Below are 11,469 nucleotides of genomic sequence, written 5' to 3'. Positions count from 1 at the left end.
CTTCCAGCGTCCCGGTGGCGCTCCGGGCGGCGCCGGCGGCGCACGCCCCGGCTTCCAGCGCCCCGGTGGCGCTCCGGCTGGAGCCCCCGGCTTCGGTCCGCCCCGCCCCGCTGGTGGCGGTGGCGCCGGTGGTCGCGGTCGCGGCCCCGGCGGCGGAACCGCTGGTGCCTTCGGTCGCGGTGGCGGCAAGAACAAGGCCCGCAAGTCCAAGCGCACGAAGAGGGCAGAGTTCGAGCTGCGCGAGGCCCCGTCGCTGGGTGGCGTCAGCGTCCCCCGCGGCGACGGCGGAACCGTTGTGCGTCTGCGCCGCGGTGCCTCGATCACGGACTTCGCCGACAAGATCGACGCGAGCCCCGGAAACCTGGTCACCGTTCTGTTCCACCTCGGTGAGATGGCAACGGCGACCGAGTCCCTCGACGAGGCCACCTTCGACGTGCTCGGCAGCGAGCTCGGCTACAAGATCCAGATGGTCTCGCCCGACGACGAAGACCGCGAGCTCCTGCTTGCCTTCGACATCGACATCGACCAGGAACTCGAAGACGAGACCGACGAAGAACTCTTCGCCCGGCCTCCCGTCGTCACGGTCATGGGCCACGTTGACCACGGTAAGACGGCTCTCCTCGACGCCATCCGTAACGCCAAGGTGGCCGCGGGCGAAGCCGGCGGGATCACCCAGCACATCGGTGCGTACCAGGTCGTCACCGAGCACGAGGGCATCGAACGCGCCATCACCTTCATTGACACACCGGGCCACGAGGCGTTCACCGCCATGCGTGCACGTGGTGCGCAGGTGACGGACATCGCGATCCTCGTGGTCGCGGCGGACGACGGCATCATGCCGCAGACGATTGAGGCGCTCAACCACGCCCAGGCCGCCAACGTGCCGATCGTGGTCGCAGTGAACAAGATCGACAAGGAAGGCGCGAACCCGCAGAAGGTGCGCCAGCAGCTCACCGAATTCGGACTCGTCGCGGAGGAATACGGCGGAGACGTCATGTTCGTCGACGTGTCGGCCAAGCAGGGAATCGGCATCCAGGAAATCCTGAACGCCGTGCTGCTCACCGCGGACGCCGGACTCGACCTGCGTGCCAACCCCGACAAGGACGCTCGCGGCGTGGCCATCGAGGCTCGCCTCGACAAGGGCCGCGGCGCCGTTGCAACCGTGCTCATCCAGTCCGGAACCCTGCACGTCGGAGACTCCATCGTGGCGGGAACGGCCTACGGCCGTGTTCGTGCGATGGCAGACGAGAACGGCGTCCCCGTGCTCGCCGCCACCCCGTCCAGGGCCGTCCAGGTTCAGGGCCTCTCCAGTGTTCCGCGCGCCGGTGACACCTTCCTCGTGATCGAGGAAGACCGCACGGCACGTCAGATCGCCGAGAAGCGCGAAGCCGCCGAGCGGAACGCTTTGCTGGCCAAGGCCCGCAAGCGCATCAGCCTCGAGGACTTCACTCGTGCACTCGAAGAGGGCAAGGTCGAATCGCTCAACCTCATCATCAAGGGCGACGTGTCCGGTGCCGTCGAGGCACTGGAAGAGTCGCTCCTCAAGATCGAGGTCGACGATTCGGTTCAGCTGCGCATCATCCACCGCGGAGTGGGTGCGGTCACGGAGAGCGACGTCAACCTCGCCACCGTCGACAACGCCATCATCATCGGCTTCAACGTTCGCCCCGACACGAAGGCACGCGAACGCGCCGCCCGTGAAGGCGTGGACGTGCGCTTCTACTCCGTCATCTACAACGCACTCGAGGACATTGAGAACTCCCTCAAGGGAATGCTCAAGCCCGAGTTCGAAGAGGTGCAGAGTGGTGTCGCCGAGATCCGCGAGGTGTTCAGCTCCTCCAAGTTCGGAAACGTCGCCGGTGTCATCGTTCGTTCGGGTGTCATCACCAGGAACGCCAAGGCGCGGGTCATCCGCAACGGCATCGTCGTGGGAGACAACCTGGGCATCGAGTCGCTGCGCCGGTTCAAGGACGACGTCACCGAGGTCCGCACGGACTTCGAGTGTGGTATCGGCCTGGGCAAGTTCAACGACATCCAGATCGGTGACGAGATCGAGACGATCGAAATGAAGGAAAAGCCGCGGGTCTAACCACCTCCGGATGATGGTGCGGGTTTCGTTCGCGTCCCTGAACGAGGGTGAGGACGGGACCCGCACTTCGGTAGTTTTTCGAAAATAGGAGTAAGACCATGGCAGATCCGGCACGCGCCAGGAAAATGGCCGACCGCATCAAGGTCATCGTGGCCAAGCGGATCGAGCGCGGCCTGCGGGACCCACGGCTCGGTTTCGTGACCATCACGGACGTCAAGGTGACCGGCGACCTTCAGCATGCCTCGGTGTTCTACACCGTCTACGGCAATGCCGAGGAACGCGCCGACAGCGCCGCCGCGCTCAAGGCGGCGACCGGGATGCTGCGCAGTGAGGTGGGCAAGAACATCACGGCCCGGCTCACCCCGTCGCTCGAATTCATCGCCGACGCGATCCCGGAGAACGCCGCGCTCATCGACGATCTCCTGCGTGAGGCGCGCGAGCGCGACACCCAGGTCGAGGAGCAGGCCCGCACGGCGAAGTACGCCGGTGAGGAGGACCCGTACGTCAAGCCGCGTGAGTACGACGAGGCTGACGAAGACGATGATGAAGAAGACGACGAGGATGTCGTGGTGGCCCCGGCCGCCCAGCACGCCGAAGCGCCCCTCGATGAGGAATCCCGCCAGTAAGTCGCGCCTGTAGGGCGGGATCCTCAGGGATCGCGTTCGCTAACGCGGTGCGGTGCGGTGCGGCGCGGATCGGCTCAGGCCGGTCCGCGCCGCTTCTTTTTTGCCCGGGTTCCGATGCTCACTCGTGCGGCAGCACGTAGAGCCCGGCCCCGGCCGACACCGCGAGCCCGTCGGCCAGCAGGCCGGTCAGGGCGCGCTCGCGCTGGACGGCCTCGGGCCACAACCCGCTGATCTCGGCATCCGTCACCGGGTGCCGGGTCGCGCGCAGCTCGGCCATGATCAGGCCGCGCACCTGCCGGTCGCTGCCCTCGAACTTCTTTTGCACTGCCTTTCGCGGGCCGCTGTAGGCGGGATAGCCGGCGGCGCGCCAGCGGCACAGGTCGCGGATCGGGCACCCGTCGCAGCGTGGGGACTTCGCGGTGCAGACGACCGCGCCGAGCTCCATGATGCCGGCGTTGAATCGGGCGGCCTCGTCGCGGCCGGCGGGCAGCAGCGCGGACATGGCGTCGAGGTCGCGGCCGCGGCTCGGCGGGGCGGGTTCGGCCTGGCCGGCCACGGCGCGGGCGATGACCCTTCTCGTGTTGGTGTCGACGACCGGATGCCGGTGGCCGTAGGCGAATGCGGCGACCGCCCGGGCGGTGTAATCGCCAATCCCGGTGAGACCGAGCAGGGCGTCGACGTCCTCCGGGACAAGGCCGCCGTGGCGTTCGGTGATCTCCACCGCGGCTGCGTGCAGCCAGAGCGCGCGGCGCGGGTAGCCGAGCGTCGCCCAGGCCCGCACCGCCTCGCCTGGCGGCACGGCCGCGAGGTGCGCCGGGGTGGGCCAGCGCTCGAGCCACTCCTCCAGGCGTGGAATCACGCGGCTGACCGGGGTCTGCTGCAGCATGAACTCACTCACCAGCACGCCCCAGGCGCCGAAGCCGTCCCGGCGCCAAGGCAGGTCGCGGGCGTTCAGATGGAACCAGGCGTTGATGCCGGGGCTGAGGTCTGGGCTGAGTGCGGGGCCGAGTGCCGGGCTGGCTGCCGGGCTGCCGGTGACTGTGACGTTCACCGTTCTAACCTAGGCTCGATCCATGAAGCTTGTCTCCACACCCCGGATCGAGTTCCTGCGGGACCTCGCGGGCGAGATCCTCGGCATCTACGGCCTGGGCCGCCATGTCATCGCCATCGACGGTGCGGATGCCGAGGCCCGCGCCGCCTTCGCCGACGACCTGGCCGCCGTGTTCGACGAGCAGGGCCACCCGGTCTTCCGTGCGTCGCTGCGGCAATTCCGGCATTCTCGCGCCGAGCAGGGGCGGTTCGGTCCGGAATCTCCCGAGCGGCTGCTGCGCTACCTCTACGATTTCTCTCTGCTGCGGCGGGTGCTGCTCGAACCCTTCCGGCTGGGCGGCAGCACCGGGTTCGTGACCCGCGCGTTCGACCCGGACCGGGACACCTGGATCGAGCCCACCTGGCAGACCGGGCCGGCCGACGCCATCCTCATCGTCGACGGCGAATTCCTGAACCGGAAGGAGCTGCGCGACCTCTGGTCGTACAGCGCACTGGTCGAAACGGATGCCGAGTCCGAAGCCGAGACGACGGATGCCGGGGCCACGGACGACGCGAACGAGCACCATGTGGCCGACCGCCTCTACCGAAACGAGGCGACGCCACGCAGCCGGGCCACCGCCGTGATCGACCTGAGCAACCCGCACGAACCCCGCCGGGTGATCCTCGACAGCTGCTGAGCGAGCCCTTCCGTTCGCGGCGCAGGTTGTGGCCGCGGGCGCAGCCTCCAACCTGCGCCCGCGTCGCGAGGGTGCGCCGCGAGAGACGTTCGCCGACGGGCGCAGGCACGGATGGCGGAGGAACGGATGCCGACCAGGCGCGAGCGACCTGGCGCGAGCGACCGGGCGCCGGCGGTCAGCGGGCGAGCGCCGCGAATCGCTCGAGAACGTCGACCGGCGCCAGTGGCACTCCACGCGTCTCCACCTCGTGCACGAGCGCGGTCAACAGGGCGTTCACGGGCGCCCGCACGCCGGCCAGCCCGGCCTCCCGCACCACGGCGCCGTTGAGGAAGTCGATCTCGGTGATTTGCCCCCGTTTCAGGCTCTGCAGGGTCGAGCCCAGGTTCGGAACGTCGCCCATCCTCCTCCGCATCCGCAGCGGCAGTACCTGCCCGAGCGCCAATGGAAGCCGCGAGAACGCGCGCAGCTGCCGGTCGCCGAGGCCCTGCAGCGAACCGAAGCGCACACCGCGCCGCATCCCCACCCGAACGGTCTCCCGCATGCTGGACGTCATCACCCGGCGGAGGCCCGCATCGTCGACCACTTCCTGCACGCTGAGCCCGGTGATGGCGGGCAGGGCGTTAAGCATATTGACCACGAGTTTGGTCCACTGGGCGCCGACGAAGTTGTCGATGCCCACCGTCGGAACCGCGCCGGCGAGCACGTCCCGCCACGCGTTGGTCGCCGCGTCGGCGGCGCCGTCCCCGCGGCCCAGGTAGGTGGGCGCGGCGGTCGTGATCGTCACCCGGCCGGGCGCCGAGTAGTTCGCGGCGATGATCGACAGGGCGCCGAAGCACTCCGAGTGTGGCAGCAGGCTCCGCGCCGTGTTCACGCCGTCGAGACCGTTCTGCACGACGATCACAGCCGCGCCGTCGAGCACCGCGGCGTTCTCCGCGATGGCTGCGGCGGCATCCTGCGCCTTGGTGCAGATCAGGGCGAGGTCGGGCGTCTCCACGAGCCGTTCCAGCGCGAGCGGATGCTGCCGCGCCCGGCCGAACCCGCCGGTCAGCGAAATCCCCTCGGCCCGGATCACCGCCAGCGCCAGCCCACGGGCCGTCACGGTAACCTCGTGACCCGCCCGGGCCAGCAGCGTCGCGAATGTGCCGCCGAGGGCGCCCGCTCCGATCACGGCTATCTTCATGCCCCCAGCCTAGGTCGGGGGAGTCGGCACCGCGGGCACGGGTGCGGGGGAGAGTGCCCGCGGGCGGCCGGTGCCCGGTGGCCGGATAGCATGTCATGAGTGAGCGAAGAATCCGACGGACCAGCCAGCGAACCGACGTCCGGGCGAATCCCCGCTGAACCGGCGCGCGCCCCGCGCGCACCGCGCGTCCGCGGCACCGCCAGCGGCCTGGTCCTGATCGACAAGCCCCAGGGCTGGACCAGTCACGACGCCGTCGCCCGCACCCGCCGCCTGGCCGGAACCCGCAAGGTCGGCCACGCCGGAACGCTGGACCCGATGGCGACCGGGCTGCTCATCCTGGGCATCAACAGCTCGACCCGGCTGCTCACCTACATCGTCGGCCTCGACAAGGAATACCTGGCCACCATCCGGCTCGGCTCCTCCACGACAACGGATGACGCGGAGGGCGAAGAGCTCGGCCGGGCATCCGTCGACGCAGTGACCGCCCTCACCCCGGAGGCCGTTGCGGCCGGGATCGCGAAGCTCACCGGAGCCATTTCGCAGCAGCCCAGCGCCGTCAGCGCCATCAAGGTCGACGGCAAGCGCGCTTACGCCCGGGTGCGCGCCGGCGAAGAGGTGGACCTCCCGTCCCGTCCCGTCACCGTCAGCGCCTTCGAACTGATCGACACGGCGGCGGCCGACGGCCACCTCGACCTGACCGTGCGGGTGGAATGCTCCTCCGGCACCTACATCCGGGCGCTCGCCCGCGACCTCGGCGCAGGCCTGGGCGTCGGCGGCCACCTCACGAGCCTCCGCCGCACCCGCATCGGCCCCTTCCGGATCGACGCGGCCCAGCCGCTGGAGGAACTGGACGTCCCGGCGGCTCTGATCGGTCCCGCCGATGCCGCCACCCGGGTGCTGGGCCGCCTCGACCTGACCGAGCAGCAGGCGATCGACCTCGGCCACGGCAAGCAGATCCAGGTGGACCCGGCCGACCACGTCGACGGCCCGGTCGCTGCCGTCGCGCCGGACGGACGGCTGGTCGGCCTGGTCGAGTACCGCGGCGACCACGCCAAATCGCTGATCAACTTCCCGCCCGACGAGATCGCCGCCCCGGCAGTCGCGACCGCAGCAACCGAGCCTGGAGCCGCCGGCGCCGGAGACCACGGAGACGCATCATGATCGAGTGGTTCACCTGGCTGCAACTCGGCGTCGCCACAGTCGCCGGCCTGCTCGGTATCGGGTTGGGCCTCGCCGGCCGAAAGCCCAGCGACCTCTCGCTGGGCGCCACGGCGCTGGTGGAACTGCTGCTGATCGCCCAGCTGGTGGTGGCCATCGTTGCCCCCTTTACGGGGAACAACGCCAGCGGCAGCGTGCTCGAGTTCTACACCTACCTGATCAGCGCCATCCTGGTGCCCGTCGCCGCCGTGGTCTGGGCGCTGATCGAACGCAGCCGCTGGAGCACGGTCATCGTCGGCGCATCCTGCCTGGCCGTCGCAGTGATGGTCTACCGGATGTGGCAGATCTGGACGGTGCAGGGGCTGTGATCTCGGTTCCAACGGATGCTGCGATAATGAAAACGCCATGACCGCCCCACAGAGCAACGACGCAGCGACGACCGCCGAGCCCGTTCGACCGACCCGGGTGACCGGCATCGGCCGGGTGCTGATCGCCGTCTACGGCCTGCTCGCGCTGGCGGCCACCGGACGCTCGTTCGTGCAGATCTTCGACCCCGAGGAGTTCGGCCCGGCCCCGCTGGCGTACTCCCTCTCGGCCCTGGCCGCGGTCGTCTACATCGTCGCCACGATCGCCCTGATCAAGAGCGACGGGCCCTGGCGACGCGTGGCGTGGATCACGATCGGCTTCGAGCTCGTCGGAGTGCTCGTGGTCGGCACCCTCAGCGTGGTCGATCCGGAGCTGTTCGCGCACAAGACGGTGTGGTCGTTCTTCGGTCGCGGCTACGGATTCGTGCCGCTCGTGCTTCCGATCCTGGGCATGTGGTGGCTCGCCCGACGCGGCAAAGTCCGCTCATGAAGATCATGCGCGGCGTCGCCGCCATCCCCGAGGACTGGCCGGCCTCCGCCGTCAGCATCGGCAAATTCGACGGCGTGCACGCCGGACATCGCGCGGTCGTCGCCGAGCTGAAGTCAGCGGCCGAGCAGGCGGGCCTGGCTTCCGTCGTGGTCACGTTCGACCGGCATCCGTTGTCCCTGCTCAAGCCGGATGCCTGTCCGCAGGCCCTGATCAGCACCGAACAGAAACTCGCCCTGCTGGCCGAAACCGGGGTCGACGCCTCCCTCGTGCTCGAGTTCAACCAGGCGCTGGCCGGCCTGCCGCCGGAGGATTTCATCGAGCGCATCCTCGTGCGCGGACTCCACGCGCGCTCGGTGCTCGTCGGCCGGGACTTCCGCTTCGGCGCCGGCGGCGTCGGCGACGTGGCCCTGTTGCAGCAGCTGGGGGACAGGTTCGGTTTCGCCGTGCGCCTGATCGAGGACGTGATGCCCGACCGAAGCCGCCGGGTGTCCTCGACCTGGATCCGGGAACTGCTCGCGCAGGGCGACGTCCGAGCGGCGTCCGTTCTGCTCGGGCACGTGCCGACCGTTCGCGGTGAGGTCGTGCACGGTGCGAAGCGGGGGCGCGAACTCGGCTTCCCGACCGCCAACCTGTCACCGCACTCTGAGGGGCTCATCCCCGCGGACGGCGTCTACGCGGGCTGGCTGACGGATGCCGGCATCCGTTACCCGGCCGCGATCTCGGTGGGCAACAACCCGACCTTCGACGGTGTGCCCCAGAAGCAGGTCGAAGCCCACGTGCTCGACCGCGACATCGATCTGTACGGCCATGTGGTGGAGGTGTCGTTCGTGGACCGCATTCGCGGCATGGTCGCCTTCACCGGCGTTGACCCGCTGATCGTGCAGATGCGCGACGACGTGGAACGGGCACGCGGAATCCTCGTCTGACGCAGCCCGCACCGGGTCCGAGAAGGCTCAGACCGGGTCGGTGAGGTCTTCGGGAACGGTCGGAGCCGCCGGAGGCGCCGGTGTGAGCCCGGCGCGGCCGAACAGGAAGAGCACGATGTCTTCGGCCGTGCTCCGGTAATCCGGGCCTCGGCCGACGCGCCAGAGCGCATCCGACGCCACCAGGGTGCGGCGGCGCAGGACCGCCTTGACCGGGGTGGAGGCACGCTGGGCGCGGCCGAGGGCGACCGCTCCGGCCGCGGTCGGGTCGACCGTCAGGGCGAGGCCGAGAGGGTGCGCCAGATCGAAGCCGTGCACGACGGCCTCGGTGAGCTCGGTGACTCCCTGCCGGCCGATCCCGGCCGTGCGGTCTGCCGCGATCCGGCGCAGGCTCGCGATCAGCTCGGAGGGTTCGGTCAGGGCGGCGGCACGGCTGACGGCGTCGATCGCCCGGTTCGGGTTGAGGAAACGGCCCGCCAGCCAGGCCCGGCCGGCGCTCCGCAGCAGCTCGCGGTTTGAGCTTCCCAACCGCCAGACGAGGTGACCGGCGACATCGCGCACGCGCCAGTCCGCGCAGAGGCTCGGCGCCTCCCACTGCTCGGGGCTGAGTCCGTCCAGCAGATCGGCGGTGGCGAGGAGGGTGGCGGCGATCTGCGGGCCCCAGTCAGAGGAGACCCTGGATTCGTCACCGACCGGCCGTTGGCTTAGCGGGAGGTACTTCGAGAGATCTGCCATGCGCCCCAGCCTAGATCGCTCGCCGCGTGCGCCCCGGCACCGTGCCTGCTCAGATGAGCAAGATTGCCTACACGTGTTGATCACCGGCTGCGGGAGTCTTAGGCTGGTGACAAATCGGATGGAGCACCAGGGTGACGGACACTGACGAACTGCTGTCAATTCGTGCGGCCGAGCTGTACTACGAAGAGAACAAGACGCAAGACGAGATCGGCACAGTGCTCCGGCTGACCCGCTGGAAGGTGGGCCGGCTGCTCGCCCAGGCCAAGGCCAGCGGCTTCATCCGGATCGAGATCGTGCACCCGCGGGCCCGTCGCCTGTCCGTGGAACGCCGCCTCCGCGAGGCCACCGGGTTGACGGATGCGATCGTGGTCTCCTCCGCGGGCGTCTCCGGCGACGAGGAACTCCAGTCCCGCACCGCGCAGGCCGCCGCCGACTACCTCACCGGTCTGCGTCCGGTCCCGCGCACCCTCGGCATCAGCTGGGGCCGCACCCTGCACGAGGTGTCACTCCACCTCAAGCAGGGCTGGGCCAACGGCGTCAACGTCGTGCAGATCAACGGCGGCGTCAGCCTCAACCGGCGCGCCGGCACCGCGGCGGCCACCGCCGTCACGATGGCGCACAAAGCGTCCGGCGCGGCGACCCTGCTGCCCAGTCCCGCCATCCTCGAACGCCTGGAGACCAAACGGGCGATCGAAGCGGACCGCTCCGTCGGCGCCGTCCTCAAGCTGGGGGCGTCGGCATCCGCCTACCTGTTCAGCGCCGGCCAGGCAGACCAGAACTCGGCCCTGGTCGATAGCGGCTACCTAACCGAAGAGCAGGTGGCCGAACTCGTGCGCAAGGGAGCCGTCGGCGACATCGTCGGCCGCTACATCGACAGCAACGGCAACATCGTCGACCCGGAACTCGACGAGCGCACGGTCGGCATCCCGCTCGAACAGCTGCGCAACGCGAAAACGGCGATCGCCGTGATCGCCGGCAGCTCCAAGCACGCCATCGCGCGCGCCGTCGTCGGCAGCGGGCTGTGCACCGTGCTGGTCACCGACGAAGACACCGCCCTCGCCATCCTCGGCGAGCACGCGTGAGCCCGAACGACCAGACCATCCGAACCAGACCAGACCATCCGGACCACACCAACCGCAAGGACAACTCATGACTAGTAGCCCATCGGCTATGGCCCAGCTGAACACCGGGCAACGAGCCCTGGCGCTCATCGGCGGCGAGGCCACCGACGCGAACCTGCGCCGGTACCTGCATGGCATCCCCGGGATCGACGCCGTCGGACTCGAGCAGCGGGCCGCCGACCTCGGCAGCCGCTCGATCAAGACCAGCTCCAAGAAGTGGGCGATCGACAAGATCATCAGCCTGATCGACCTCACCACCCTCGAAGGAGCCGACACCCCCGGCAAGGTGCGCTCCCTGGTCGGCAAGGCGCTCACCCCCGACGCCGGCGACCCGACCTGCCCCCGCGTCGCCGCGGTCTGCGTCTACGGCGACATGGTTCCCCACGCCGTGGCGGCCCTCGGGTCGGCGCACTCCGCGGGCACGGATGCCGGCGTGAACGTCGCCGCCGTCGCCACCGCCTTCCCGAGCGGTCGCGCGTCCCTGGCGATCAAGCTCGCCGACGTGCGCGACGCGGTCCTCGCCGGTGCCGACGAGATCGACATGGTCATCGACCGCGGCGCCTTCCTCTCCGGACGCTTCGGCCAGGTCTACGACGAGATCGTCGCCGTCAAGGAGACCTGCCGCCGGGCCGACGGCAGCTACGCCCACCTCAAGGTGATCCTCGAAACCGGGGAGCTCAACACGTACGACAACGTGCGCCGCGCGTCCTGGCTGGCCATCCTGGCCGGGGGAGACTTCATCAAGACCTCCACCGGCAAGGTCCCCGTCGCGGCCACGCTGCCCGTGACCCTGTCCATGCTCGAGGTCGTGCGCGACTGGCACCGCCTCACCGGCGACAAAGTCGGCGTGAAGCCGGCCGGCGGCATCCGCACCTCCAAGGACGCCATCAAATACATCGTGACCGTGGCCGAAACCGTGGGCGAGGAGTGGCTCACGCCGCACCTGTTCCGGTTCGGGGCCTCCAGCCTGCTCAACGACGTGCTCATGCAGCGCCAGAAGATGACCACCGGACACTACTCCGGACCCGACTACGTGACGATTGACTAAAGGATCA

12 protein-coding genes are annotated in these 11,469 nt (G+C 69.5%); 9 read left to right on the top strand and 3 right to left on the bottom strand.

Annotated features, from left to right (window positions below; all coding sequences use genetic code 11):
• Together infB and rbfA are read left to right on the top strand one after the other, a co-directional pair.
• Positions 1-2,089: translation initiation factor IF-2 (gene infB, locus E3T37_RS06890; protein WP_134366062.1), on the top strand; the 2,089-nt coding region annotated here is incomplete at its 5' end.
• Positions 2,090-2,187: 98 nt separating this feature from the next.
• On the top strand, positions 2,188-2,715 hold the full coding sequence (gene rbfA, locus E3T37_RS06885) for a 30S ribosome-binding factor RbfA (RefSeq protein ID WP_134366061.1): 528 nt from the start codon (positions 2,188-2,190) through the stop codon (positions 2,713-2,715).
• Positions 2,716-2,833: 118 nt separating this feature from the next.
• On the opposite strand, the gene E3T37_RS06880 is transcribed toward rbfA, so the two are convergent.
• A complete protein-coding gene (locus E3T37_RS06880; RefSeq protein WP_166787108.1) occupies positions 2,834-3,688 on the bottom strand; it encodes an A/G-specific adenine glycosylase in 855 nt (284 codons plus the stop codon).
• A 100-nt stretch (positions 3,689-3,788) separates the two neighbouring features.
• On the opposite strand from E3T37_RS06880, the gene E3T37_RS06875 reads away from it, so the two are divergent.
• Positions 3,789-4,442 carry a hypothetical protein gene (locus tag E3T37_RS06875; protein ID WP_134366060.1) on the top strand — a complete coding sequence of 218 codons (654 nt, stop codon included), beginning with the start codon at positions 3,789-3,791 and terminating at the stop codon, positions 4,440-4,442.
• Positions 4,443-4,617: 175 nt separating this feature from the next.
• Here E3T37_RS06875 and E3T37_RS06870 read toward each other — a convergent pair whose 3' ends face one another.
• A complete protein-coding gene (locus tag E3T37_RS06870; protein ID WP_134366059.1) occupies positions 4,618-5,622 on the bottom strand; it encodes a ketopantoate reductase family protein in 1,005 nt (334 codons plus the stop codon).
• 147 nt (positions 5,623-5,769) lie between these two features.
• Here E3T37_RS06870 and truB point away from each other — a divergent pair, with 147 nt between their 5' ends.
• Genes truB through E3T37_RS06850 form a run of 4 tightly spaced genes read left to right on the top strand, consistent with a single transcriptional unit; the run spans position 5,770 to position 8,561 of the window.
• Positions 5,770-6,783 carry a tRNA pseudouridine(55) synthase TruB gene (truB, locus tag E3T37_RS06865; protein ID WP_134366071.1) on the top strand — a complete coding sequence of 338 codons (1,014 nt, stop codon included), beginning with the start codon at positions 5,770-5,772 and terminating at the stop codon, positions 6,781-6,783.
• Positions 6,780-7,148: a hypothetical protein gene (locus E3T37_RS06860; RefSeq protein ID WP_134366058.1), complete on the top strand. Its 369-nt coding sequence runs from the start codon at positions 6,780-6,782 to the stop codon at positions 7,146-7,148. Before truB ends, E3T37_RS06860 begins: the two co-directional genes overlap by 4 nt.
• A gap of 37 nt (positions 7,149-7,185) precedes the next feature.
• On the top strand, positions 7,186-7,635 hold the full coding sequence (locus E3T37_RS06855) for a hypothetical protein (RefSeq protein ID WP_134366057.1): 450 nt from the start codon (positions 7,186-7,188) through the stop codon (positions 7,633-7,635).
• Positions 7,632-8,561 carry a bifunctional riboflavin kinase/FAD synthetase gene (locus E3T37_RS06850; RefSeq protein WP_134366056.1) on the top strand — a complete coding sequence of 310 codons (930 nt, stop codon included), beginning with the start codon at positions 7,632-7,634 and terminating at the stop codon, positions 8,559-8,561. Before E3T37_RS06855 ends, E3T37_RS06850 begins: the two co-directional genes overlap by 4 nt.
• A gap of 27 nt (positions 8,562-8,588) precedes the next feature.
• On the opposite strand, the gene E3T37_RS06845 is transcribed toward E3T37_RS06850, so the two are convergent.
• On the bottom strand, positions 8,589-9,293 hold the full coding sequence (locus E3T37_RS06845; protein WP_134366055.1) for a maleylpyruvate isomerase family mycothiol-dependent enzyme: 705 nt from the start codon (positions 9,291-9,293) through the stop codon (positions 8,589-8,591).
• Between the two features lie 131 nt (positions 9,294-9,424).
• On the opposite strand from E3T37_RS06845, the gene E3T37_RS06840 reads away from it, so the two are divergent.
• Together E3T37_RS06840 and deoC are read left to right on the top strand one after the other, a co-directional pair.
• Positions 9,425-10,375, top strand: coding sequence for a sugar-binding transcriptional regulator (locus tag E3T37_RS06840; RefSeq protein WP_134366054.1), 951 nt, complete (start codon positions 9,425-9,427; stop codon positions 10,373-10,375).
• An 88-nt stretch (positions 10,376-10,463) separates the two neighbouring features.
• Complete coding sequence (deoC, locus tag E3T37_RS06835) at positions 10,464-11,462, top strand: deoxyribose-phosphate aldolase (protein WP_370263618.1); 999 nt, start codon at positions 10,464-10,466, stop codon at positions 11,460-11,462.
• Positions 11,463-11,469: the final 7 nt, after the last annotated feature.

It is taken from the genome of Cryobacterium sp. TMT2-10, from assembly GCF_004403075.1.
GTDB classification, from domain to species: Bacteria; Actinomycetota; Actinomycetes; order Actinomycetales; family Microbacteriaceae; genus Cryobacterium; species Cryobacterium shii.
The sequence above is the reverse complement of the archived record's forward strand: the minus strand, read 5'-3'. Positions and strand labels throughout refer to the sequence as shown.